The 25,539-nt window shown below is 42.6% G+C and carries 19 protein-coding genes; 12 read left to right on the top strand and 7 right to left on the bottom strand.

The annotated features are described in order from the left end of the window. Nucleotides 1–56: 56 nt before the first annotated feature. The 3 genes from nspC to IPM71_12640 all read right to left on the bottom strand — a co-directional run bounded on the left by nspC (nucleotide 57) and on the right by IPM71_12640 (nucleotide 5,002). On the bottom strand, nucleotides 57–1,208 hold the full coding sequence (nspC, locus tag IPM71_12650; GenBank protein QQS52838.1) for a carboxynorspermidine decarboxylase: 1,152 nt from the start codon (nucleotides 1,206–1,208) through the stop codon (nucleotides 57–59). Further along, on the bottom strand, nucleotides 1,205–2,407 hold the full coding sequence (locus IPM71_12645; protein QQS50422.1) for a saccharopine dehydrogenase family protein: 1,203 nt from the start codon (nucleotides 2,405–2,407) through the stop codon (nucleotides 1,205–1,207). Before IPM71_12645 ends, nspC begins: the two co-directional genes overlap by 4 nt. A 135-nt stretch (nucleotides 2,408–2,542) precedes the next feature. Beyond that, entirely contained in the window at nucleotides 2,543–5,002 is a 2,460-nt protein-coding gene (locus IPM71_12640; protein QQS50421.1) for a TonB-dependent receptor, read from the bottom strand. Between the two features lie 152 nt (nucleotides 5,003–5,154). On the opposite strand from IPM71_12640, the gene IPM71_12635 reads away from it, so the two are divergent. Further along, nucleotides 5,155–5,790: a trimeric intracellular cation channel family protein gene (locus IPM71_12635; protein QQS50420.1), complete on the top strand. Its 636-nt coding sequence runs from the start codon at nucleotides 5,155–5,157 to the stop codon at nucleotides 5,788–5,790. An 11-nt stretch (nucleotides 5,791–5,801) separates the two neighbouring features. Here the strand turns inward: IPM71_12635 and IPM71_12630 are convergent, their stop codons facing one another. Beyond that, nucleotides 5,802–6,296, bottom strand: coding sequence for a glutathione peroxidase (locus IPM71_12630; GenBank protein QQS50419.1), 495 nt, complete (start codon nucleotides 6,294–6,296; stop codon nucleotides 5,802–5,804). 208 nt (nucleotides 6,297–6,504) lie between these two features. Here IPM71_12630 and hutH point away from each other — a divergent pair, with 208 nt between their 5' ends. From hutH to IPM71_12605, 5 genes are all read left to right on the top strand, one after another. Then, nucleotides 6,505–8,079, top strand: a complete 1,575-nt coding sequence (gene hutH, locus IPM71_12625) for a histidine ammonia-lyase (GenBank protein QQS50418.1) — start codon at nucleotides 6,505–6,507, stop codon at nucleotides 8,077–8,079. Continuing rightward, the gene (locus IPM71_12620; GenBank protein QQS50417.1) at nucleotides 8,057–9,727 is read left to right on the top strand and encodes a urocanate hydratase; all 1,671 of its coding nucleotides are present in this window, start codon (nucleotides 8,057–8,059) and stop codon (nucleotides 9,725–9,727) included. Before hutH ends, IPM71_12620 begins: the two co-directional genes overlap by 23 nt. 15 nt (nucleotides 9,728–9,742) lie before the next feature. After that, entirely contained in the window at nucleotides 9,743–10,999 is a 1,257-nt protein-coding gene (locus IPM71_12615) for an imidazolonepropionase (GenBank protein ID QQS50416.1), read from the top strand. A gap of 27 nt (nucleotides 11,000–11,026) precedes the next feature. Beyond that, a complete protein-coding gene (gene ftcD / locus IPM71_12610) occupies nucleotides 11,027–12,724 on the top strand; it encodes a glutamate formimidoyltransferase (GenBank protein QQS50415.1) in 1,698 nt (565 codons plus the stop codon). A 194-nt stretch (nucleotides 12,725–12,918) separates the two neighbouring features. Continuing rightward, nucleotides 12,919–13,119, top strand: coding sequence for a hypothetical protein (locus IPM71_12605; GenBank protein QQS50414.1), 201 nt, complete (start codon nucleotides 12,919–12,921; stop codon nucleotides 13,117–13,119). A 9-nt stretch (nucleotides 13,120–13,128) separates the two neighbouring features. Here the strand turns inward: IPM71_12605 and IPM71_12600 are convergent, their stop codons facing one another. Next, nucleotides 13,129–14,217 (bottom strand): energy transducer TonB, encoded by a 1,089-nt coding sequence (locus tag IPM71_12600; GenBank protein QQS50413.1) that lies wholly within the window; start codon nucleotides 14,215–14,217, stop codon nucleotides 13,129–13,131. Then, entirely contained in the window at nucleotides 14,189–14,878 is a 690-nt protein-coding gene (locus tag IPM71_12595; protein QQS50412.1) for a sigma-70 family RNA polymerase sigma factor, read from the bottom strand. The genes IPM71_12600 and IPM71_12595 overlap by 29 nt, the downstream gene beginning before the upstream one ends. A gap of 148 nt (nucleotides 14,879–15,026) precedes the next feature. Between IPM71_12595 and IPM71_12590 the strand changes: the two genes are divergently transcribed. The 6 genes from IPM71_12590 (at nucleotide 15,027) to IPM71_12565 (ending at nucleotide 24,359) form a co-directional block, all read left to right on the top strand. Further along, on the top strand, nucleotides 15,027–15,707 hold the full coding sequence (locus IPM71_12590; protein QQS50411.1) for an energy transducer TonB: 681 nt from the start codon (nucleotides 15,027–15,029) through the stop codon (nucleotides 15,705–15,707). 27 nt (nucleotides 15,708–15,734) lie between these two features. After that, nucleotides 15,735–18,071 (top strand): TonB family protein, encoded by a 2,337-nt coding sequence (locus IPM71_12585; GenBank protein ID QQS50410.1) that lies wholly within the window; start codon nucleotides 15,735–15,737, stop codon nucleotides 18,069–18,071. A gap of 167 nt (nucleotides 18,072–18,238) precedes the next feature. Then, a complete protein-coding gene (locus IPM71_12580) occupies nucleotides 18,239–20,737 on the top strand; it encodes a response regulator (GenBank protein QQS50409.1) in 2,499 nt (832 codons plus the stop codon). Nucleotides 20,738–21,041: 304 nt separating this feature from the next. Continuing rightward, nucleotides 21,042–22,124, top strand: coding sequence for a ketoacyl-ACP synthase III (locus tag IPM71_12575; GenBank protein QQS50408.1), 1,083 nt, complete (start codon nucleotides 21,042–21,044; stop codon nucleotides 22,122–22,124). 109 nt (nucleotides 22,125–22,233) lie between these two features. Beyond that, complete coding sequence (locus IPM71_12570) at nucleotides 22,234–23,496, top strand: tetratricopeptide repeat protein (protein ID QQS50407.1); 1,263 nt, start codon at nucleotides 22,234–22,236, stop codon at nucleotides 23,494–23,496. Nucleotides 23,497–23,498: 2 nt separating this feature from the next. Beyond that, nucleotides 23,499–24,359: a hypothetical protein gene (locus IPM71_12565; GenBank protein ID QQS50406.1), complete on the top strand. Its 861-nt coding sequence runs from the start codon at nucleotides 23,499–23,501 to the stop codon at nucleotides 24,357–24,359. Between the two features lie 158 nt (nucleotides 24,360–24,517). On the opposite strand, the gene IPM71_12560 is transcribed toward IPM71_12565, so the two are convergent. After that, on the bottom strand, nucleotides 24,518–25,504 hold the full coding sequence (locus tag IPM71_12560; GenBank protein QQS50405.1) for a PorP/SprF family type IX secretion system membrane protein: 987 nt from the start codon (nucleotides 25,502–25,504) through the stop codon (nucleotides 24,518–24,520). Nucleotides 25,505–25,539 lie beyond the last annotated feature (35 nt).

The following is a 25,539-nucleotide window of genomic DNA, read 5'->3' as shown; positions in this document are numbered from 1 at the left end:
ACAGAACAGCTTTTTTTTGTTTTTACCTAAAACCAAATCCTCAAGCAAGTTTCTTTTTAGCTCAGGCGTGATTTATAGTCTTCATAACCAAAATGCTTTACCAGTCGAATTGTATTTTCTTTTGAATTATAGATATAGATCGAAGGCAGACTAACTCCGTTAAAGGTGGTGGTTTTCACCATCGAATAATGGGCCATATCGCCAAAAATAAGCCTGCTACCTGGCAACAGTGGTGCATCGAAAGAATAATCGCCAATTACGTCGCCAGCCAGGCAACTCTGTCCGCCCAGCCGATAGGTATATTTCTTCTCCCTGGCAGCCCCTGCTCCCACAATCTGAGGACGGTAAGGCATTTCGAGCACATCGGGCATATGACAGGTAGCACTGGTATCGAGCACCGCAATCTCCATCCCATTCGAAAGTAAATCGAGTACCTCCGAAACCAATACTCCGGCATTAAGGGCAACCGCCTCACCTGGTTCAAGGTAAACTTCCAGGTTATGTCGCTGTTTAAAGCCTTTTATTAAGCGAATAAGGTGATCAACATCGTAATCGCTGCGCGAAATGTGATGCCCGCCGCCAAAGTTAATCCAGCTGATTTTATCGAAAAAGAATCCGAAGTTTTTTTCCACAACTTCCATGGTGCGTTCCAGAGAATCGCTGTTGAGTTCACATAAATTGTGAACATGAAGACCAGAGATACCTTCCAGCAAATGAATCTGCGCTTTAAAATTTGTCAGGGTTGTACCCAAACGTGAAAAAGGAGCACAAGGATCATAAATGGCTGTTGACACCTCGGAATGTTCCGGATTTATTCGTAATCCGGCTTTTGTCCGGGTATTAGAGACAAACAAAGCACGATACTTATTCCATTGGGCCGGCGAATTAAATACAATATGGTCGGCAAGCTGCAAGTGGGTATCGATATCGGTTTGGTTGTAAGCAGGAGAATAAACGTGTAATTCACCACCAAATTCATGGTGTCCGAGCAGGGCTTCACTCACCGAGCTGGCTGATGTACCCGGAAGATATTTCCGCACCAGTGGGGCAAGGTTCCACATTGCAAAGCCTTTAAATGCCAGCAATACCTTGCAACCAGCTTCTTGTTGCACGCGGTCTATCACCCGAAGGTTTTCTTCGATGCGGGTCTCATTCACAACAAAGCAGGGCGTTTTTAGCCCTGCCAGTTGTTCTTTAGTGAGGTTTATTTTACCGAATGCTTCCAATCTTCTATTTGCCAGGGGAGTCCATACTTATTTAAATCTTCCATAAATGGATCCGGATTAAATTCTTCCATGTTGTAAACACCAGCCTTCATCCATTTTCCGGTAAGCATCATTTTAGCACCTATCATGGCAGGAACGCCTGTGGTGTATGAAACGGCCTGCGAACCTACTTCTTTATAGGTTTCGGCATGGTCGCAGATATTGTAAATGAATTTACGCACTGGCTTTCCATCCTTCACTCCTTCGATTAAGCAACCTATGGAAGTTTTTCCGCTATAGTTCTCGGCAAGAGAACCAGGGTCTGGTAAAACAGCCTTTAGAAACTGAAGTGGAATAATCTGGTGCCCTTCGTATTCGACCGGATCGATGCGGGTCATGCCCACATTTTGCAGCACGCGCAGGTGAGTCAGATAGGCTTCGCCAAAGGTCATCCAGAAGCGAATGCGCTTAACTCCTTTGATATTTTTGGCCAACGATTCCAATTCTTCGTGGTACATCAGGTACATATTACGTACGCCCACACCAGGAAAATCGAAAGGTTGATTTACAGATAAAGGATCTGTACTTTTCCACTCACCGTTCTCGAAATACCGGCCACGGGCAGTTACTTCGCGAATATTGATTTCGGGGTTAAAATTGGTTGCAAAAGCCTTTCCATGGTCACCACCATTACAGTCGACAATATCGACAGTATGTATTTCATCGAAAAGATGTTTTTGAGCATAGGCACAATACACATTCGTCACACCCGGATCGAATCCGCTACCCAACAAAGCCATGAGGTTAGATTTTTCGAAACGGCTTCGGTAATCCCACTGCCACTTGTATTCGAATTTAGCTTCGGTAGGAGGTTCGTAGTTGGCCGTATCGAGGTAGTTTACACCGGTTTCGAGACAGGCATCCATAATAGCCAGATCCTGGTAAGGCAAGGCTACATTTAAAACCAGATCGGGTTTATGCTTTTTTATCAGAGCAACTGTATTCGCCACAATGTCGGCATCGAGTTGTTCGGTAATAATTTGTTTGTGAAAACGTTTTTTTACCCCTTCGGCAATAGCATCGCATTTACTTTTTGTACGCGAAGCCAACACAATTTCGGTAAAAACTTCAGGCAGGGCGGCGCATTTGTTGACAACAACATTGCTCACTCCTCCTGCACCAATGATGAGTACTTTTCCCATTTTGATTTCAGAATGATTAAAGGTTAATGTGGCTGCTAAATAACAAAAAAACTAAAACAATCTAGGTGATTTTTTCTTAGCTTTTCATTAATATTTTCAGGTGCAGAGGAATGTTGCACAAATTGCACCCAGTATTTAGAATTCCATTTCCACTCCCTGTTCAGAGCCACCATTGGTGCGTCCCTCGCGCTGACGATCGTTGCTGGCATTGAATCGGTAATTCAACGAAAATACGAATACAGCACCTTTGCGCTGCCCTTTGCTATACACAGTAGTGTTTTCGGTATAGGTAAACCCTTCGCGCTTTTGAGTTGAAAAAATATCGTTGATACGAAAAGTAGCATTCAGTTTACGGTCGAAAAACTCCTGACGTACTGCTGCCGATACCTGAGATGAAGCTTCTCTTGTACCGTTTATCTCGGTACTTGGGCCATTGTAATTGGCCATAATCTGAAGCCTTGTTTTGGTAGGCAGAAAAAATGTATTGTTGATCGATGCTCTGGTTTCCATACCAGATACCTGAGTGTTAATATTCTGATAGGTTCCTTCGAGAAAATTTTGAGACAGCGTAACGGAAGGATTGATGGTCCACCATTTCGAAAGCTTAAAATTGGCTGCGATCTCTGCACCGGCATCGGTTTCGCTGCCCAGATTAATCATGGTGCGGATAATGGTATCGCCCGAAATTTCATCAATGCGTTCCATTACGTCCAGAGTTTTCCGGTAAAATGTCTCTATCAGCACAAAATTCTGTTGCCACGATTTCTGGTAGTTCAACTCAAACGAATTAGCCTGCTCCGGCTTCAATTCTGGGTTGGGCTTCCAGATCACATACCCATCGCTCAGACCAGGAAACGGATTGAGCTGAAAATCGGCCGGACGGTTAATACGTTTGCTATAGCTTCCCTGTAAAGTATGCCCTTCTTTCCAGTTTTTGGCCAACGAAAAACTCGGATACCAGCCAATAGCATTGTAGTTGTATCGGTAATTATCCTTCTGTAGAGCCAGGTTCTGGTCGGTATGTTCTACACGTAAACCGGCGCTGTATTGCAAGCCGTATAACTCACCTTTTACAAGTGCCCAACCTGCTTGAATCCAACGGCTAAAATCGGCCGTATCGAACAGGCTATAGTCTGGCTGCATACTCCCGTTTGACATGGTATCGCGTGCATAGTTCTGAACATAGGCATTGTAGCGCAAGGTGTATCCCGATTCGAAGTTGATTTTCTCATTTACAGGCCGAACATAGGTCAATTCTAAGCGTCCAGCCTTTGAATTCTCTGAAGTGGTAGCCAATTGGTCAGCCTGAAGCGGTTCGATGGCTTGCCAGTTTTCGTCGGACACATAACGTGTGAGTGAGTCGGTGCTTTTCTTATCGCCCCACTGATATTGTAAATCTGCTTGCAAATAGTGATTTGTATTGTTATTAAAAACATGCTTATCGCCTAAATTAAGTTGCCAAATCTTAGGGTTTACCCTAAAAAATGAAGAGGAGAGCTGGTAGTTTTCTTCATTGTAAATAGAGACTGTATTGATGCGCGAGTCAAAACTTCTTCCGAAAACAAAATTGGTAAAGTTGCCACCCAGGGTTAACTGATTCGCCTCACTGATTTTCATATCCACCGAGCCTTTCACAAAATAACTACCATGCTGATGCAAGCCATCGCGGAAAGTATTGATGTAAGAAGTCTGTTCATTTCCAAGAGAGTCATTTTCGAGGGTACTGCGCTCATCGAAATAATCCATGTGCATCTGGGTTCCATTAAAACCTGAATTTAGAGTATAGGTAAATCGATTGTGATGATAAGAATAAGTTACATCTGCCGAACGAGAGGGACTATTTCCGGCAGCAGCATTCAACACCAGGGTATGTCCGCTCAGTTTGCCTTTTTTGGTAATTATATTGATGATACCAGCTGTACCATCGGGGTCGTAACGAGCCGATGGATTGGTAATAATTTCAATCTGACTGATAGAACTTGCAGGAATTTGATTGAGTGCATCGGTTCCTGAAAGGGGGCTCTGCCTTCCATCGATCAATACGGTATAATCGCCACTTCCCCGAAGTAAAACATTCCCCTCGATGTCAATATTTACCGATGGAACATTTTCGAGAGCATCTACCGCAGTACCACCTTGGGCAAGAGGGTTACGGCTCACATCCACTATCTTTCGGTCAATCTGGTAGCTTACAAAGGGTCTTTCGCCCAATACCTCCACTTCGCCAATACCAATGGTGGCTAGTTTCAAAGAAACAGGTTTTACATTAAAAACTTCACTACCTGGAACAAAGCTTATGTCGCTAATTATCTGCTTCTGGTATCCTATGAAATCGGCCGATAGATAATAATTACCTCCACGATTGACCTGAATGCTGTAATATCCTTTTTCGTTGGTGATGGTTCCGGTCACCAAAACTGAATCGGGTAAACGGTAAACAGCAACATTAACAAATTCAAGCCCATGACTGGTTTCATCCTCCACAACCTTTCCGTTAATAAAAAATTGAGCCTGAGGAGCCTGGGCAATTAGTAAAGCATACCCTACAAATAAAAGAGCTACAAAGAGAAGAATGATTTTGTTTAAATGCATCATAAATAGTATCAGAAATTTTAACTTAGACACAGCGTAGTAACAAATCTTGCACGCCAAGGTTTAAATTGTTGTGTTAAATACAAACCTGCAATTTTTAACATATTGCGATAAAGATCATATTCGGGTTGAATGGGTGTAATTACTTTCGCGCCATGGATCAAATAATCAATTACATTAGTGTAGCCGGTGCCTTTGCTTTTGCTATTTCTGGAGCCCTAACTGCCATGAACAAGCAATTTGATGCCTTTGGTGTATTTATCATTGCTTTTGCAACCTCGGTTGGAGGTGGCTCATTGCGCGACGTGTTTGTTAATGAAAGCGCTGTGTTCTGGCTAATACACCCCGAATATGTGTATATCATTATCGGCGGAACTGTTTTTGCTATCGTGTTTCGAAAATATCTTTCGTATCTGCGAAAAACCCTGTTTCTCTTCGATACCCTGGGTCTTGCACTTTATACCATCATTGGCGTTGAAATTGGCATTCAAAACAACCTGAATGGAGTAAGCTGTGTAGCCTTAGGAACCATTACCGGGTCTTTCGGAGGAGTAGTACGCGATATACTTGTAAACGATGTCCCTCTCATTTTCCGTAAAGAAATCTATGCCACCATTAGTATACTCGGAGGTACTATTTTTTACTTTATGCACCGATATCAGATTGGTTCGGAATTTATTCAACTAATTCCTATTCTTTTAATAATCGTGCTGCGGATTCTAGTGGTCTATTTCAAAATCTCGTTCCCACTTATTAAGATTAGCGAAAACAATCAGCAATTGAAGGATTGATAAATAACTTGCTATTTCTGTATTTGAAGCAAAGACTGAATGTCCTTTTCCATTTTTTCAGGTTTCACGGTTGGTGCATAGCGTTTGAAAGTTTTTCCATAGGGACCTATTAGAAATTTGGTAAAATTCCATTTTATACGTTTACCCCAGAGCGAAGGAACAGACTTTTTCAGATGAAAAAACACAGGGTGTGTTTCCGGTCCGTTCACATTCACCTTTTCGGTAAGTTGGAAAGTCACACCAAAATTTATCTCGCAAGCCTCCTCGATAGAATCATTGGTTTCGGGTTTCTGATTTCCAAACTGATTGCACGGAAAACCAATTACTACCAGTCCCATATCGCGGTATTTCTGATGCAATGTTTCCAAAGCTTTAAACTGAGGGGCAAATCCACAGCGTGTAGCCGTATTCACAATTAAAAGTGTTTTACCTTTAAACTTATCCATCGAAATACTTGCTCCCTTTGGACTCTGGACGCTTAAGGCATATAAAGTATCTTCTTTCATCGAAAAAAATGTTTTTTTTCTTATATTCTGAATGAATATAACGCTCATGCACACCGAATTGTTTTCAGGTTTGAGTATCTGCTAATAATTATCATTTGAGCACATTGCAGGGAGTAGTAACTTTTCGCAGCATCACACAGAATAAACCCCCGGATAAATAAACCGATTTCTTGACGCAAAAAACAAAACCTCAGGCATAAGAAACAACATGAAAAATACAAAATTTCACTATGGACAGGATAAGCTAACCGTAGGCATTGCACTCGATATTGCAAGAGGAAGAACCAAGGGTATACTTTCCGAAAAAACGCTTACTGAAGTTAGTCGTAGCAGAAAGATAGTTGAGAACATCGTACACCATGGAAAGACGGTGTATGGCATCAACACAGGTTTTGGCCCACTCTGCACCACTTTAATAAACGAAGCCGATACCCGAACCCTGCAACACAACCTATTAATGAGCCACAGCGTGGGAGTTGGTAATACCATTCCAAACGAAATAGCCAGGTTGATGCTCATTTTTAAAGTTCATTCGTTGGCTAAAGCCTATTCTGGAGTGGGAGTAAAAACTCTCCAACGTATCCTCTGGCATATCGAAGAGGATATTATACCCTGTGTACCCGAACAAGGTTCGGTTGGTGCCTCTGGCGACCTTGCTCCATTGGCGCACCTTTTTTTACCCCTTATTGGACTGGGGTCGGTAAATTATCAGGGCGAAATCTTCCCTACCCACAAGCTCTTCGAAATATTAAACGTTAAGGCCCTGGAACTTGGTCCGAAAGAAGGTTTGGCACTTATCAACGGCACACAATTTATGTGTGCCTTTGGTGCCTCTGTGCTCGAGCGCATGCAGCACTGCCTCGATGTGGCAGATATCATTGCAGCCATGAACCTCGAGGCGATGATGGGGTCGGTAAAAAGCTTCGATGAAGAACTACACACCCTTCGACCCTACGTAGGCACCCAATACGTAGCAAAACGTATGCGCACTTTGCTTCAAAACTCCGAAATAGTGGAATCGCACCGCAACTGTACCCGGGTTCAAGATCCTTATTCACTAAGGTGTATACCCCAGGTACATGGCGCATCGCGCAATGCCTGGCTTCATTTAAAAGAAATACTTTTTACCGAAATCAACTCGGTAACCGACAACCCGATAATATTTAGTGAAGAAAAAACCATCAGCGGAGGGCATTTTCACGGCCAACCCATTGCCCTTCCTCTCGATTATGCAGCCCTTGCCGCTTCGGAATTAGGCAACATTGCCGACCGGCGCATTTACCTTTCGTTAATGGAAAAGGTCGAAGGACTACCAAAACTTCTGATGACCCATACAGGTCTGAATTCGGGTTTTATGATCCCTCAGTACACCACTGCTGCATTGGTTAGTGAGAATAAAAGCCTTTGTTTTCCTGCAAGCGCAGACAGTATTCCTACCTCACTCGGACAGGAAGACCATGTGAGTATGGGATCCATCAGTGCACGAAAGGCACTTCAGATTGTCGGTAATGTTGAAAAGATATTCGCCATTGAGCTGCTTTGTGCTGCTCAGGGATTCGATTTCAGAAAACCATTGAAATCGGGGATACTTATCGACAAGGTACACGATCATGTGAGAAGTAAAATTGACTTTGCCGAAAAAGACAGGGTATTTGCCCTCGATATTGAAAAGGCCATTCAAATTATACAAAATAAAGAGCTAACTTTTATTACCAATAAGGTTGCTCATGACCACCATATTGAATTCAAAAACGAAGACCATGAAATATTCGGAATTTATTGAAAAATATGCTTCACACCCTCATTATATGGCTCCCACTGGTGATCAGTTAAATGCACTTAGCTGGCAAACCGAGGCACCTCTGCGCATGTTGCTCAATAATCTCGACCCCGGGGTTGCAGAAGATCCTGCCAATCTCATTGTATATGGTGGAACGGGCCAGGCAGCGCGCAATCCGGAAGCATTAAGAAAAATTGTGGAGATTCTGCTCAAACTCGAAAAAAACCAAAGTCTTCTTGTTCAGTCGGGTAAAGCTGTGGGTGTGGTTCGCTCACATGCCGAGGCTCCAAGAGTACTTATTGCCAACAGCAACCTGGTGCCAGCATGGGCTACCTGGGAGCATTTCCAGAACCTAAAAGAACGTGGGTTGATCATGTATGGTCAGATGACAGCGGGCAGCTGGATTTATATTGGTTCGCAAGGTATTCTTCAGGGTACCTATGAAACCTTTGCCGAATGCGGACGGAAATATTTCCGGGGAAGCCTGAAGCATAAATTACTGGTTTCCGGGGGACTTGGCGGAATGGGTGGTGCCCAGCCTTTGGCTGCCACCATGGCCGGCGCAGTATTTCTTGGTGCCGATGTGGACCCCGAGCGCATCCGCAAAAGACTCGATACAAAGTACATCGACAAGATGACAGACAATTACGAGCAGGCTAAACAATGGGCTTTGGAAGCCTGCAAAAAGGGTGAAGCCATTTCCATAGGCCTTGTCTCGGATATAGGAAATCTGTTGGAAAAACTTTTAAAAGACAATATCATCCCCGATATTCTCACCGACCAAACCTCGGCCCACGATCCGGTATATGGATATGTTCCAAACGAAATAACTCTTCAGGAGGCTCAACTTTTGCGTAAAGATAATCCGGAGCACTATAAACATCTGTCGCTTAAAAGTATGGCACGCCATGTTGGACTTATGTTAGAAATGAAAAAAAGAGGCAGCATAACCTTCGATTATGGAAATAACCTGCGCGAATTTGCCCGACAAGGTGGTGAAAATAATGCCTTTGACTACCCTGGATTTGTTCCCGAGTTTATCCGGCCTCTCTTCTGCGATGGGAAGGGACCATTCCGCTGGGTAGCTCTTTCTGGTGATCCCGAAGATATTTACAAAACCGATAAAGCCCTCATCGAAGCTTTTCCAAACAACCAGCACCTTATAAAATGGCTTACTGAGGCCCAGAAGAAAATAGCCTTTCAGGGTTTACCAAGCCGTATCTGCTGGTTAGGGATGGGAGAACGCGAAAAAGCAGGGCTGTTGTTCAACGATATGGTAAAAAAAGGCGTACTGAAAGCCCCCATTGTAATTGGACGCGACCATCTCGATTGCGGTTCTGTAGCATCTCCTAACCGCGAAACAGAAGGAATGGCCGATGGTAGTGATGCCATTTCCGATTGGCCCCTGCTTAATCTTATGGCCAATGCCAGTGGTGGTGCTACCTGGATCTCCTTTCATCATGGAGGAGGCGTAGGTATCGGATACTCGCAACATGCCGGAATGGTGGTATTGGCCGATGGCAGCGAGCGCGCCGAAAAGTGTCTTAGCCGTGTATTGCATAACGATCCGGCCATGGGTATCTTCAGGCATCACGATGCAGGATACCAACAAGCCACCGCCAACCTGAAAAGGTGTGGCCTGGATTTCTGATATTAAACCAATACCATGCAAGTAACCGAAAAAAAAATTATCGGACCATTCAAACAGCTACTCACCATGAACCACCTACCCTTAAAAGGTGCTTTGGCCGATGAGCAACTAGAAACAATACCCCTTGCCGGTATTCTAATTGAGAATGGATTGGTAAGGGAGACTGGCAATTTCGAGACGCTGATTAAACAACATAAAAAAACTGCAGAAGTAGAACATATCAATGGAACTTGGATTGCCACACCCGGTTTCATCGATCCGCACACCCATATATGCTGGGCAGGTAATCGCGCCCATGATTATGCCATGAGGCTTGAAGGAAAATCGTACATCGAAATCGCCAAGTCGGGAGGAGGCATCTGGGATACAGTGACAAAAACCCGACAGGCAAGCCTGGAAGAGCTGGTGCGCCTGATACTTGAAAGAGCCGAACGACACCTATCCGATGGCATTACTACCATTGAAGTCAAGAGCGGATATGGACTTACCGTCGATCAGGAATTAAAGATTTTGCATGCAATTGCTCTTGCAAATAAATCAACTGCTGCCGACCTGGTACCTACTTGCCTTGCGGCTCATATATGCCCTAAAGATTTTTGGGGTAAGTCGTCTGATTATCTGAACATGATGCTGGAGCAGCTTCTTCCAGAGGTGATGGCTAAAAAGCTCTCGAAAAGAGTGGATATTTACCTCGAAGATTCCGCATTTTCACCTGAGGAAGGACACAATTACTTGCTTGAAGCCCGTCGGCTGGGCTTCGATTTAACAGTTCACGCCGACCAGTTTACTGCTGGTGGAAGCAAAATTGCTACACAGCTTATGGCTATGAGTGCCGACCACCTGGAAGCTTCCGAAGAAGAAGAAATCAGAATGTTGGCAGAGAGCAACACCATTGCCATTGCTTTGCCAGGAGCATCGATTGGTTTGGCTGATCCCTTTGCTCCAGCCCGACGTTTGCTCGATGCCGGGGCTGGTTTGGCTATTGGCTCGGATTGGAATCCCGGCTCAGCCCCCATGGGTGATTTGCTGGTACAAGCCTCTTTACTTGGCATGTACGAAAAATTAAATACTGCCGAAACACTTTCGGCAATTACATTCCGGGCTGCAGCGGCCCTGGGATTAACAGACCGAGGCATTTTAAAAACAGGAAGCCTTGCTGACATCGCTGCCTTTCAACTCGGCGATTACAAAGATATTCTATACAACCAAGGGCGAATTAAACCTCAAATGGTATGGAAGAAAGGAAATCTTATTACACGAATAAATACCTGACAATAATACAGATACAAATTATAGAACATGAACCAGCAACTTATAGAATGTGTTCCCAATTTCAGTGAGGGGAACGACATGCAGATCATAAAACAAATTACCGATCAAATAGAATCAGTGGAAGGTGTGAGACTTATCGATGTAGATCCGGGAAAGGCCACTAACCGCACTGTTGTTACCTTTGTAGGTCAACCTGAGGTAGTAATTGAAGCGGCTTTTTTGGCTATTAAAAAAGCAGGCGAACTGATTCAAATGGCCAAGCACAAAGGTGCTCACCCGCGCTTTGGAGCTACCGATGTATGCCCTCTAGTGCCGGTAGCCAATATCAGCATGGAAGAAACAGTGAAATATGCGCACAAACTGGCAGAAAGGGTTGGTCGCGAATTGGGCATCCCTGTGTATTGCTATGAATTTGCAGCCAGCGAAGAAAAAAGAAAAAACCTGGCCAATTGTCGGGCAGGTGAATACGAGGGTCTTACCCGCAAACTTGCCGACCCTGCCTGGAAACCAGATTATGGTCCTGCCGAATTCAACAACCAGGTATCTCGAACAGGAGCCTCAGCCATTGGCGCCAGAAACTTCCTGATTGCCTATAACATCAACCTCAATACCACCTCTACCCGAAGAGCCAATTCTATTGCCTTCGATATCAGAGAAAAAGGCCGGATTAAACGAGAAGGCGGAGGTATTACCGGAACTATTGTAAAGGATGAATATGGTAACCCTGTTTATGAGCCTGGCATGCTAAAATGTGTAAAAGGAATTGGATGGTACATCGAAGAATATGGCATTGCCCAGTTATCGTTTAACCTAACGGACATCACTGTCACCACCATGCACCAGGTATTTGAGGCTGCCTGCCAGCGGGCAGAGGCCCGCGGATTAAGGGTTACAGGTTCGGAACTCATTGGAGTAATTCCACTGCAAGCCATGCTCGATGCAGGAAAATACTTCCTGAAAAAGCAACAACGCTCGACAGGAATTGCCGACAGTGAAATAATAAAAATTGCCGTGAAATCGCTCGGATTGTCGGAGTTAAGCCCTTTTAACCCGCAAAAAAAAATTATCGAATACCTTCTTTCGGAGCAAAACCATCAATTGGTTGACAAAAGTTTAAAAGACTTTTTAAATGAAACAGCTTCTGAATCGCCTGCTCCGGGAGGAGGATCTATTTCGGCAAGTATGGCTGCCATGGCCGCGGCTCTTGGCAGCATGGTGGCAAATTTATCAGCACATAAACGCGGATGGGACCACCGTTGGGTAGAGTTTAGTGCCGAAGCCGAGAAGGGAAAATATTACATGGACAAACTCACAAAACTTGTTGATGAAGATACAGAGGCATTTAATAAGATAATGGATGCTTTTAGCTTGCCAAAAAAGACAGAACAAGAAATTGCCTTGCGAAAAGAATCCATTAAGCTGGCCACTAAATATGCCATCGAAGTACCCTTGCAAGTGATGCATCTGGCTTTCGAAACTATGCAGGTAATAAAATCTATGGCCGAAAAGGGAAACCCTAATTCGGTAACCGATGCTGGAGTCGCTGCCCTGGCCGCACGCTCCGGAGTATTAGGTGCCTTTTTAAATGTGAAAATAAATGCAAAAGATTACCCCGACAAGGATTTTGTGGAGAAAGTGATGGCAGAAGGTAAACAACTCGAATCCAAAACAATACAATTAGAAAAGGAAATACTAGAGTTGGTAGAATCGAAAATAAAAAATTAACAATCTCAAGGCTGAAATCCTCATTATTGAGGTATTGCAATTCTCCATAAGAAATAGTTGCCTCTTATTTTTTTTCGATGGTGGAAAAGTAAGCATCAAGAATGATTTATTTACCTTTTCGAAAGAATATACTTGCATACCAGTAACCCAACAGAAAGCTGGCCGTATAAAAACCAAACCACAAATTATACCATATGAAATCAGTAAAAAACCTGCTGATACTCTGGCTTCTTATTCAACTTATGCCCTCTTGCAGTAGTGCAGAAAAAGCATCACACGAGCGTCGCAACCTCATGATGCCCGAGCGATCGGAACTTAAACGAAACGACAAATACAAACCTGCCAAGTCAAAGCAAACCTACAAACCTGCGAAGCAGAAGAACAATAAGAGGTAAACTATATTTTTAGCGTTTGTGGATGTTCACTTCGGTTTGTTGTTCCATGGCCACGGCTTTTCCGCCCTGGTAGGCTGGAGTCCACGTTGGAGATGACTTTACAAACTCTATTATTTGCTTATTGAGGCTGTCGGAAGAAGTTCCTGAAATAAGTTTCACCTTGTTCACACTGCCGTCGGCTTCTACTACAAAACTTACAATAATGGACCGTACCAGGCTTGTATCGGGCATTATCATCCGAATGCTATCGGCAAGAAATTGACTGAAACTATCCAGATTTCCGCCCTGAAAAACCGGCATCACCTCGGCTACATAGTATGCACGGTCTGAAGCTTTGAATTCGGATTGTTCGCTTCGGCGCGAAGGTTCTTTCTCCTTTTTCGCCGCCGGGGTCATGTCAGAAGTTGGCACCTGGCTTTGTTCCATAGACTTGACAGCTTCACACTCTTCCGTTTTGCTATTTGAAACATTTTGTGTGCCAAAACCCACTACCACCATTTCCTCATCCTCCAATACTATTTCTTCACTTTCGTTGCTATTGCTGGCGAATGTTTCAGAATTTTCCTCCTCTTCCTGCATAAGAATGTCTGCTGCGGTAGCAACAACGATTTCTTTCTTCTCACTTTTCGCTTTTACCAATGGAGAAGGTGCTTTCTCGCTTGCTGGTCGAATATTTTCTGCTACCGCTGCAGATCCAATCGTATCAGCCAACATCACTTCAGCCAAAACAACCGGAGGCGAAGTCTGACGTGTGGTATTCATCAGTTTATCGTAACGAAGAATAAAATAAATTCCAAAAATAATTACCAGGGATGCAGCTACAGTGGAAACTCCATAATACAAACTGCGGGATCGACTAGGTTTCAGGCGGCTCTTTCGCCAGGCAAAATGCATCTTGTCAAGTCTTTGACCATATACCTTAGAGGAAGAAAACTGGCCAGCACCTTCGATGGCATCGGCGCATAGCGGACAAGTGGACGCATGCTTTTGCAGAGTCAACAATTGCTCCTGTGTTAGCCTCTTATCAATCAGAGCCGATAATGCTACCCGACTGATACAACCATTCGGGTCAAATAATATCGCGGGTGCGGTTTGCATTTTCGTAATAAGTTTCGAGCTTCTGTTTTAAGTTTCTTTTTCCATTCTGTATGTAACTCTTTACCTGATTGAGCTCATAACCTGTTTTTTCGGAAATGGCTTTATAACTCAAACCTTCGAGGTACATCAATTCAATACATAAACGTTGTTCCTCATTCAGTTCGTGCAAGTACTTTTTGAGAACCATTTCATCGGTTTCGTCCTCTTCTAGATGCAGCACCGGCATGTTTTCCACAGAAAAATCGGCAATTTTTTCAAAGTTATCAATCCTATCCAATAAGTTTTTCTTACGCAACTGCATTAAACAGTGGTTTTTGGTAAGTGTAAAAAGCCATGATTTGAAATGTTGCACTTCAAATTTAGTGAGTTTTTCGGGCAGACTTTCAAAAATTTCCATAGCTGCATCCTGCGCATTGTCTTCGTTGCGAAGATATTTCATGCAACTTGCAAATACCAAATGAATGTATCGGTCGAACAAAATACTGATACAGGACTCTTCCTGATTCTGCCTGTAACCCAAAATAATTTCCTCGTCGGTTCCTGAGCAACTGGTGACGGAAATAGATTTATTCGATGACCGGCTTTTTATAAACAAGGCGAAAGGAATTATTCCCTGAACCAAATCATATATTGTGCCATAAAGAATCAAATCCGGAAGCATTGGGTGAATATCGCCTGCAATATAAGTATTCCTATTAACTACAGTGCAATTCGGCTGGCTACTTTAAAAAAGTTCACTGCTTTTATGGAATAATTTCTGTTCGTGCATCATAAGGTAAAATCATGTTTCACACTTAATACTTACCGTTATGAAAAGCAAGAAAAACATTCAATCCAACCTGGAGAAAAAACGATTTCTATATTTCGAAATCGGAATCCTAGTAAGTCTATCGCTATTGCTTCTGGCCTTCGAAACTGGAAGCAGGAACCTCACAGCTGAGAGCCTGGAAATTGCAAACTACAACGAAAAAATTATTGAAGAAATAATGCCTGTTACACGGCCAGAGCAACCCAAGCTACTTCCGCCAATCATGCCAAAGGAAATTATTATTATAAAAGATACTGAGGCTGAGCTTGATGACCCAAATATTGATTGGAACCCGGAAATTGATCCGAATGCTGCCTTGCTCGACTATAAATTCCCTGATGAAACAAAGGAAATTGACGATATCCCATTCGTAAATGTGCAAAAAATGCCACGCTATCACAAAGGCGATCAATCGGCTTTTCAGAAGCATCTGCAAAAACTGGTTATTTATCCCGAAGAAGCGCAGAATGCAAACATTAAGGGGCGTGTATACCTCGAATTTGTGGTAGATGAAAATGGCCGAATTATCATGGAAAAGGTGATAAAAAGCCCTCACCCCTCTTTGTCTGAGGCTGTGCTTGAAGCCCTCAAAAAAACAGACCCCTGGCAACCAGGTGAGCAAAGGGATAAAAAAGTGAAAGTCCGGTTCACCATACCCATCAACTTTACCTTAAACAACTAATCTCAACTTACTCTCAAAAACAAAGCAATGAAAAACTTAATTTCAAAAATACTCAGCTTATCTGGCTGGTTCTTGCCAATATTAATTCTATGCAGCCAATCGACAAGCGCACAGGTAGACCTTCCTATATCCGACGAATCCTCCACCGACAAATGCCTGTCACCCTATTTCCAGGTACTAAACAATGAAGATGGTTTGGAATCCATGCCCTTGAAATCGACCCGGGTAGAGGTAAATATAGCTGGTGTAATAGCCAACATAGAGGTTACACAGGTATACACCAACACAGGAACTGCACCAATCGAAGCCATCTATGTTTTCCCGGCCTCGACCAGGGCTGCGGTACATGGCATGGTGATGAGAATTGGCGAAAGAGAGATTGTGGCCTTGGTAGAAGACAAAACGAAAGCCCGTCAACTCTATAACCAGGCACAGCAGGAAGGAAAAGTAGCCTCCCTACTCGAAGAGCACCGGCCTAATGTATTTCAGATGAACGTGGCCAACATCATGCCCGGGGCTATTGTGGAAGTCATTCTATCCTATACCGAACTGCTTGTTCCGACCGAAAAAATCTACGAGTTTGTTTATCCCACGGTGGTAGGACCCAGATACGTAAATGCAAGCCTGGCTGAAAACAATTCATCCGAAAACTGGACTGCAAACCCATATCTGCCCGAAGGTCAGAAAACAGCTTCAACCCTGGATATAGAAGTAAATCTCTCAGCCGGAATGCCAGTGAAAGAAGCCTTTTGCAACACTCACCAGCATAAGCTTACATTTAAAGACAAAACAAGTGCCTTATTGAAACTTGAAGACCCGCTGGGTGGAAATCGTGATTTTGTTTTCAAGTATCGCCTGGCAGGGAATACAATTGAATCGGGAATAATGGTTTTCAGCGACCCTCAGGGCGAAAATTACTTTTTAGCCATGGTTCAGCCGCCCAAAGCAATAGAAAGCGCCCAAATTCCGTCAAGAGAATATGTGTTTATAGTAGATGTATCCGGTTCCATGTCAGGCTTTCCGTTAGAAGTATCCAAAACCCTCATAAAAAACCTTCTTAACGGATTAAAAGAAAGCGACAAGTTTAACATTGTATTCTTTGCAGGAAGTTCAAGTGTTTACTCCCAAAAATCGTTAGAGGCAAATAGCGAAAATATCAGCAAAGCCATATCATTTATGGAAAAGCAGCAAGGAGGTGGTGGCACAGAATTGCTTTCAGCCTTACAAACTGCTATGGGCTTGAACTACGAAGAAAATTTTTCAAGATCCTTTGTAATTCTTACCGATGGATATATATCCGTAGAAAAGGAATCGTTTGAGTACATCCGGCAAAATCTTGGTAAAGCCAACTTTTTTGCCTTTGGCATTGGTTCTTCTGTAAACCGCTACCTGATGGAAGGCATGGCACATGTGGGTTATGGAGAGGCTTTTATTGCTCAGAACGAGGAAGAAGCCAAAAAAGTGGCCCGGAAGTTTGAAAAATACATCAGCCAGCCGGTGCTTACCAACATCGAATTTCAATTTAAAGGATTCGAGGCCTATGATATTCTTCCCGAGAAAATGCCTGATTTGTTCTCAGAAAGGCCATTGATAATAATAGGAAAATACAAAGGAACCACAGCAGGAACACTTCATATTAAAGGCATCACTGGGGGACAGTCCTATGCACAAACACTATCCCTCGAAAACATGAATAAATCAGAGAATCATGCCCTGAAGTACCTTTGGGCGCGGGAAAAAGTTCGTCTGCTGGCCGATTACTCCCAGGTTTCGAACGAACCTGAATTGCAGGCAAACATTACCGAACTGGGGCTTAAATACAATCTGCTTACAGCCTATACTTCCTTTATTGCCATCGACAGCGAAGTCTCCAACGCTTCGCTGCAGTATAGTACCGTTAAACAGCCACTTCCCTTACCAGAAGGCGTTAGTAACCTGGCGGTGGTTGGTTATGGCACAGCTTCAGCACCAAGTCGCAGTATGGGTGTTGCCAGGAAGGAGAGTAAAACCTACAATTATTATAGCGAAGAGCTTGCCGAAGAGAATTCGTTTGATTTTGTGGTGGTTGAAAAAATGCCCGAGTTTGAAGGGGGGGATTTAAGCCATTTTGTAGAATACATTCAAAAACAGATACAAATTCCGGCAATGATGCCAAAAGACAGCCTTCCGGCCACTGTATACCTACGATTCGAAGTAGACGAAACCGGAACCGTTTCTAAGGTTGAAGTAATCAGAGGTGCACATCCTTTGCTCGACCAGGAAGCCATAAGAGTAATGAATAATACACCCCGATGGACTCCCGGTAGCCAAAATGGAAACCCAGTTAAAACTAGTTTTACTATCCCCATAAAGTTTGATTATTAAAAATAGCACAATACTTTTCTAATAACTTGTAACCCCTAATGCATTTGATTTACAGTTTTTTACAAAATCAAAGCGCATTGGGGGTTCATATTATTCCTTAAACTGTTAATATCTCCGCTGCAGAGTTAGGGAATAAGCCCTAAAATATTTCTATTTTGCCTGCCGGTATGATTATAAGGCAAATTCTAATAGCTCTATCGCTCTTTTGCGCTCAACCTGCAGGGTTCGCAAACCATCCAGACAGTTTTCCAATCGGTCGCACCAGCGGCGATATGAAAGACAGTGTAGACTATTATCTTCTTACCAGCGAAAAATTTATCGATTCCAATCCTACTTTTTCCTCCTCCAATGCAGTAAAAGCAAAAGAACTATCAGCGCGCTATAATTTTCCAGAAAGACTTGCCTATGCATCGCAACTTATAGGACAAGCCAAAATTAATGTGCAGGAATATTACGAAGCCGAGAAATATTTATATACTGCTTGCAATTATTACGATAAAACGAGCCAGGACCAAACTTTGGCAGAAATCCATTTTTTATTAGGGTTGACTCAATATTATCTAGGCAAATACGAGGTTTCACTTCAAAATTATCTGAAAGCCGAGCGTTTGTTTGAAAAAACCAACAAAAAGGAAAAGCAGGCGCTTACCTTTCAAAATATTGGATTGCTTAATAGCAGGATGGGACATTACGCTGAGGCTCAAAAGAATTTCAAGCTGTCGCTTAATTTGTATGCGCAGTTAGATAAAACAGCTAATATGGCTGAGGTTTATCAAAACCTTGGAATTGTGAGTTATACCCAAAAGCAAGATTCATTGGCCATTGCTTATTACCAAAAAGCAATTGACTGTAACTTTCAAACAAACGACCTTAACGGCATAGGTATTAATTATACCAATATAGGATTGGTTTGGCTCGACAAAAAGAAATATGCCACCGCTTATGAGCAATTCGAAAAAGCATACACCCATTTTTCAAAAACAGGCTCAGAGATAGGGCGCATGTGGGCATTGAACAATATGGGTGCAGCAGCTGCGCATTCAGACCGACCAGGGGAAGCCCTTCGCTGTTTTGAGAAAAGCCTCGAATTGGCAAAAAAACTGAATCATACCGAAGGTTTACTCAGTAATTACAGTGACTTGGCGAAACACGCAGAACAAGCAGGGCAAATTCCTAAATCCTTAAGCTATCAGAAGCTTTACAATCAGGTAAACGACTCTGCACTAAGAGCCCAGGCTCAAAGCAAAGTAAAAGAACTGGAATTGCTCTATCAACTAGAAAACAAGGATAAAAATATTCTTCAGGCTGAAGTAAAATCTAAACAGCGAATCACCCAATTATTTGCCATAATCAGCATTTTACTCATTGTAGCCTTTGCCCTAATAATAGTAACATCGGTTTACTATCAGAAACGAAAAGCCGAGAAGCGATTGGCGCAACATAAATTAAATCTCGATACCCTTACCGAAAAGCGCTCCGTAGAACTTCACAAGCTGGAAACAGACAGAAGAATTGCAGAAGAATCGGACAAATTGAAATCGGCCTTTTTGGCCAATATGTCTCACGAACTGCGCACCCCGATGAACGCCATTATTGCTTTTTCGAATTTCCTGCGCGAACCAGACTTAAACAACGAACAAAAAGAAGAATACCTCGATCATATTACCACTGCAGGCGATTCGCTGCTTAGCTTGATAGACGATATTATCGACATTGCAAAAATCGAATCGCAACAATTAAAACTCTTTATTCAACCCACCAACATTAGTAAATTGTTGCAGGATTTGTATAAAGTTTATAGCCAGATAAAAACCCAGAAACACCACAATCATTTAAGGTTTAAGCTGAATATTGCCGACAATTACAGCTATATTATCAATACCGATGGAAGCCGGCTAAAACAAATTCTCTCCAACCTTCTCGAAAACGCCTTTAAATATACCGAACAAGGAGAAATTGAAATTGGGTTCGAAACATCCGATGCATCGGTTACATTTTATGTTTCCGATACCGGAATCGGGATACCGAAAGAAAAACACGAATTAATCTTTGACCGCTTCTATCAGCTAAGATCGGCTAATGAGCGCCAGACAATAAAAGGAGCCGGATTAGGGCTTACTATCAGCAAAAACCTTGTGATGCTTATGGGTGGTAAAATATGGCTCAATTCTGAACCCGGTAAAGGCAGCAGGTTTATGATTCGTATTCCAGTAGAATCGATTAAAAAGCAAGTGAATATTACCTATAAAGAACAGAAAAAAGAGGTTGATTCAATTCGTAATAAATACAATTTCAGCAACCTTACGATTTTAATAGCAGAAGATGAAGACTTGAATTATAAAGTACTCGACACTTGTTTATCGCAAACCAAAGCCAATATTATCAGGGCAATCGATGGTAAATCGGCTGTAGAGATTTGCCACAATCAGAAAGTTGACATTGTACTAATGGATATTCAATTGCCCGGAATGGATGGTTATGAAGCAACACAGCATATAAAAAGCCTTAATAACCGCATACCAGTTATCGCACAGACTTCTTTTGCGATGAAAGGAGAAAAAGAGAGATGTCTGCAGGCTGGCTGCGACGATTTTATTACCAAACCGCTCAACATAGAGCTATTACTCCAAAAGATCCAAAATCACATGCTGATTAAAGTAAAATGAAGATTCATAATTTCACCCTAATGTATATTCTCGGGTGTTTTTAACAAACTCAAACTGTAAGCGAAGGCTTATTAACACCAACTTTGAAACCAGCTAATGAGATGAATGAAACATATGCAATAGCCATGAAATCAGCGATACTCATTTTAACAATACATAAAAACAAGGAAGAACAGGAATATAAAAGCGCATTTTTTTATCCCTAATAAGAGCTCGTTTAACCCATATTAACCAGATAAATTCTTTCGTTCAGCGAATTATAACTAATTTCGCATCCATCTATAATTAAAAGTCTTTCTATTAAATGAATCAAATTTATTCCGTCATCATTGGAACTGGAAGTTATATTCCGGAGCGCGTAATAAAAAACACGGATTTTGTAAACCACAATTTTTTCGACGAGAGCGGTTCGAAAATTGAATCACCCACAGCGGAAATTATTGAGAAATTCACGCAGATAACCGAGATCAAGGAACGCCGGCATGTGGAACCTGAATTAACCACCTCTGACATGGCAGCTTTTGCTTCGCAAAAAGCAATTGAAAAAGCAGGAATCGATGCAGAAAGCCTCGATTACATCATCTTAGCGCACAACTTTGGTGACCTCAAGCACAACTCTACCAGTTCTGATATTCTGCCAAGTCTTGCCTCAAGGGTAAAAGAAATATTGAAAATAAATAACCCCAAAACTATTGCCTACGACATCATTTTTGGATGCCCGGGTTGGGTTCAGGCTATGATTCAGGCAAACTATTACATTCGTTCTGGCGATGCCAAACGTGTATTGGTAATTGGGGCCGATATCCTTTCACGCATTTCCGATCCGCACGATCGCGATAGCATGATCTATGCCGATGGAGCCGGAGCAACCATTCTTGAAGCCCGTGAAAGTGATGTACCAGTTGGAATTTTATCACATTCGGCACGAACAGATGCCAACGGGCAAACCTACAACCTGTTTTTGGGCAAATCTTACAACGAAGAACATAGTCAGGAAAAAGTTTACATCAAAATGTTCGGTCGGAAAATATACAACTATGCACTTACTCATGTTCCTCCGGTTGTAAAAGAAAGCCTCGAAAAGGCAAACACGAAGCTGCTTGACATCAAAAAAATACTCATTCACCAGGCCAATGCCAAAATGGACGAAGCAATACTGGTAAGGTTATTTAAACTGTATGGCGAAACCCACATTCCGCAAGGCATTATGCCCATGACCATCGAAAAGCTGGGGAATTCGTCGGTTGCTACGGTACCTACCCTGCTCGATCTTATCTTGCGGGGCGAATTGCCTAATCAAAGCATCGGGGCAGGTGACAAAATTGTACTTGCATCGGTTGGTGCTGGTATGAACATTAACTCCGTGGTTTATCAATTCCCGGCTTAAGCACTATTTAAGACCCTAAAAAATCCTTTTCACAGGAATAATTCGAAAAGCTGTCATATCCGACAGCTTTTTTTTATCTTTATATACCATCGCTTAAAAACAATGTAATATGAAGAAATCATTCTGGTACCTTATAGCCCTTCTTATTCTTGCACTTTTGGTAGTGCTAATTATTTCAATTAAATCGTACAAAGAAAAAACAGCCACCAAATATGTATTGGAAGGGATAACCCAATTCGAAGCCAAAGATTTTACCTCGGCACAGGCATCGTTCGAAAAGGCCATTAAACTAAATAAACAGCTTTACGAAGCCTACCTGAACCTGTCAAAAACTCAACTCGCACAGGAAAATACCAACGAGGCCATGGCTGTTCTTCAGCAAATGTTCCTATTATTTCCTGATAAGGCGGAGGCATTTTCCATCGAGGGGCAATGCTACCTGAAACTTCAAAAACTTGATTCCTCCCTGGCTTCTTTTAACAAAGCTATAGAACTCGACTCAATGTTAGCTGAAGCCTTTTATTATCGCGGCGCAGTAAAGGCAAGCATGGGTAAACTGGATGAATCGCTTCTCGATTTTAAAAAAGCACAGGAACTCGATCAGAATAAAGTGGAGTATTACGAATCGAGCCTGAGCATCCGCACCGAACTGGCCGATTACAAAGGCATTGTGGCCGATTACAACAAAATCATTGAGCTGGACCCCTCCAACACCGAGGCTTTTTATCAGCGTGGGTATTTCAAACTAAACCTGAACGACTTTGAAGGGGCACTGAATGATTTTGACAATGCGCTTAAACTCGATAATAAACTGGCCAAAGCACATTATTACAAAGGCCTCACCTATGCAAAAAATGGTCGTTATGCCGAGGCTGTTGCAAGCTTCAGAGAAACCATTCAACTAGAGTACAAACTTCACGAAGCATATTTTAATCTTGGACTGGCGCTGCTTAGCGCACAAAAACCTACAGAGGCAAAAGGCGCTTTTAGAAGTAGTATTCAGGCAAATCCGCAAGGCGAAAGGGCTCTTCAGGCAAATTTAAACCTGGGTGTGGTTGAAATGATGAACAATAATTTCGCCGGTGCAATAAAGCACTACACAATAATGCTCGAAGCCTATCCGGGTAATCCTGAAGCGCTTTTTAACAGGGCTTATGCTTATGGAAATTCAAAACAATACGATAAAGCCATCAACGACCTTAGTCAATGTCTTAATACCAACTACAAAACTGCCGATGTGTATTACCTGCGAGCCGCCTATTACATTTCCGCCACTAATTATGATTTGGGATGCCTGGATGCCGACAAAGCTCTTAAACTCGGACATCCCAAAGCCCAGGAATTATTGACCATGTACTGCTCAAAACAATAACTATGAAAAGCTTTCTACTTTCTATTCTCTTTTCTGCTTTGGTGCTAATTCCAGCATTGGTTTCGGGCACCGACGACTCTACTCTGTATGTTAAAACTATTTATCAGCACGAGATATTCAATGGGCGCAATACTGCGCGTAAAGCAGCCATTAAACTGGAAATGAGAGATGCTACAGGCGAACTCTTCCGTGAGTCCTATTTCAATGCAAACACCAAGGCTGAAGAATACATTTTATACTACTACTACAATGCCGACAAAACTATTCGGCTGGTGGAAAAGAACAATCCACTCGAACAACTGATTGAGTATTATACCTACAACTATAAAAAGGGTAAACTTCAGAATATAAAACACTACCAATACCAGGCTGATACGAAAACCTCCTCGTTGATGGATACGCGTAATTACATCCGTAAAAAAAACACCCTGACAATTCACTCTCAAAACGCTGGCGGGGTTTCACTTAAAACTGAGGTAATTACCTACAACAAAATGCAGGAAATTCGCAATGAAATAACCAACCACCTGGCTGATTCTGCCTATAAAACCATATTTAATTTTGAATACAACGACACCCTTCTAACCAACAAATACGAAACAATCATCTCAAAAAATCAGGATTCAATAAAGTACTGGCACAATTACATTTACAACGCTGCTAACCAGCTCGAAAAGATTAATACTTATTTGTTGCCTGCGAATGAAAAAATACACTTCTATACTGTTTTCAAATACATGCCGGGAGGGAGTCTCGAGAATGAGCGTCGTGTAAATGGTACGAATGATTTCTATCTTTATAATTACACCACCAAATACACAGTTTATACCCGTCAATTGCCCCGAAAGGATCCGGTTTTTTAAGGTTTCTATCCATCTTTTAAAAGGTGTTGGTATTGCTAAGCAGGATAATAAACAAGCTGCCAGTAGAGTTAAATGATGGAGAAAAATAGCCAGAATATTCTTCAACCTCAAAAAGAGGATATTACATAGTTGGCAACCAAAGAAAAGTAAATGGAATTTTAATACCGGTTCAACCAGCGGTAACGGCGGGCATTGTCGCCAAAACGAACAGCAGCCATAATTTCATGCGAACCATAACTATATTTCTGAATGCTGCTTAGGCTGTAATCGAACGAATACCCAAAAAAGTATTTATCGACCCGCACCCCACCATACAGAATGATGGCAGCACCACGGCCATTGAGGCTTTCAGTGGAAACCGACGATCCGCCACCTGTGCGGTAGGCCATTCCTGCCCAATAGTCCTCGTTAAAGTAGGCCGTAAGATTCAGATCGAGCTGAGTTGCCACATTCTCACTAAACTTCAAATTAAAAGAGGGTTCCAGAAAAAGCGCACGATCGACCTCATATCGATAACCACCCATAAGCATATATTGGCGTTCGAGTTTTACATCCGAACCATCGCGGTTGTTGAGTTTAAAGAAACTTTCGAAAAGATTATGAACTGAGAAACCACCATAAAAATCTTCGGCAGAGAAATACGAACCAAAATTACCATCAATCACATAGCCATTGGTGCTGGTGATATCCAGAAGGTAATCAGGATTTTCAACTTCCATCTTATCCTTGTCGAGGTGGTATTGCAAGCCGATAAGACTGGCCCCAAACGAAAGCTGAGACTGGTTCATCCCGATGTGATAGGCATAGGTACCCTGAAAGCCTGTTTTGTTAAAGGCACCCAGGTTATCGGTAAATATGTAGCCACCTACTCCTACTTTTCCACCACGGGTCATAGCCTTGCGGCGCTTAACCACATTTTTACCCCGCGAGATATGACTGCTGCGCACCAGCCGGGTTTGTCCGGATACAGCCAATGTACCAGGTGAACCTTTCAGGTTGGCCCATTGCTTGCGTGCCGTAAGGTTAAAGGAAGTATACCCTTCGTGGCCAGCCACAGCGGGGTTTAACAAAAATTTATTGGTCCAGTATTGCGAATACACAGGAAATTGCTGCCCTTTTCCCGGCACAAACAGAAAAGCAGCCAAGACTATAAGCGTAAATTTAAAATGCTGTATTTTCA

The sequence above is a fragment of the Bacteroidota bacterium genome (assembly GCA_016699695.1).
Classification (GTDB): domain Bacteria; phylum Bacteroidota; class Bacteroidia; order Bacteroidales; family UBA10428; genus UBA10428.
Note: the sequence above shows the minus strand (reverse complement) of the source record. Positions and strands in the feature narration are given on the sequence as shown.

Bases quoted from the DNA above. Each gene is read 5' to 3' on its own strand.
- IPM71_12630 (QQS50419.1), bottom strand. From the start codon at position 6,296: ATGAAAGAAGATACTTTATATGCCTTAAGCGTCCAGAGTCCAAAGGGA.
- IPM71_12595 (QQS50412.1), bottom strand. From the start codon at position 14,878: ATGCTTCCGGATTTGATTCTTTATGGCACAATATATGATTTGGTTCAG.
- IPM71_12605 (QQS50414.1), top strand. From the start codon at position 12,919: ATGAAATCAGTAAAAAACCTGCTGATACTCTGGCTTCTTATTCAACTT.
- IPM71_12640 (QQS50421.1), bottom strand. From the start codon at position 5,002: ATGATGCATTTAAACAAAATCATTCTTCTCTTTGTAGCTCTTTTATTT.
- hutH (QQS50418.1), top strand. From the start codon at position 6,505: ATGAAAAATACAAAATTTCACTATGGACAGGATAAGCTAACCGTAGGC.
- IPM71_12600 (QQS50413.1), bottom strand. From the start codon at position 14,217: ATGCAAACCGCACCCGCGATATTATTTGACCCGAATGGTTGTATCAGT.
- IPM71_12645 (QQS50422.1), bottom strand. From the start codon at position 2,407: ATGGGAAAAGTACTCATCATTGGTGCAGGAGGAGTGAGCAATGTTGTT.
- IPM71_12635 (QQS50420.1), top strand. From the start codon at position 5,155: ATGGATCAAATAATCAATTACATTAGTGTAGCCGGTGCCTTTGCTTTT.
- IPM71_12590 (QQS50411.1), top strand. From the start codon at position 15,027: ATGAAAAGCAAGAAAAACATTCAATCCAACCTGGAGAAAAAACGATTT.
- IPM71_12620 (QQS50417.1), top strand. From the start codon at position 8,057: ATGAAATATTCGGAATTTATTGAAAAATATGCTTCACACCCTCATTAT.
- IPM71_12565 (QQS50406.1), top strand. From the start codon at position 23,499: ATGAAAAGCTTTCTACTTTCTATTCTCTTTTCTGCTTTGGTGCTAATT.
- IPM71_12580 (QQS50409.1), top strand. From the start codon at position 18,239: ATGATTATAAGGCAAATTCTAATAGCTCTATCGCTCTTTTGCGCTCAA.
- ftcD (QQS50415.1), top strand. From the start codon at position 11,027: ATGAACCAGCAACTTATAGAATGTGTTCCCAATTTCAGTGAGGGGAAC.
- IPM71_12575 (QQS50408.1), top strand. From the start codon at position 21,042: ATGAATCAAATTTATTCCGTCATCATTGGAACTGGAAGTTATATTCCG.
- IPM71_12585 (QQS50410.1), top strand. From the start codon at position 15,735: ATGAAAAACTTAATTTCAAAAATACTCAGCTTATCTGGCTGGTTCTTG.
- IPM71_12570 (QQS50407.1), top strand. From the start codon at position 22,234: ATGAAGAAATCATTCTGGTACCTTATAGCCCTTCTTATTCTTGCACTT.
- IPM71_12615 (QQS50416.1), top strand. From the start codon at position 9,743: ATGCAAGTAACCGAAAAAAAAATTATCGGACCATTCAAACAGCTACTC.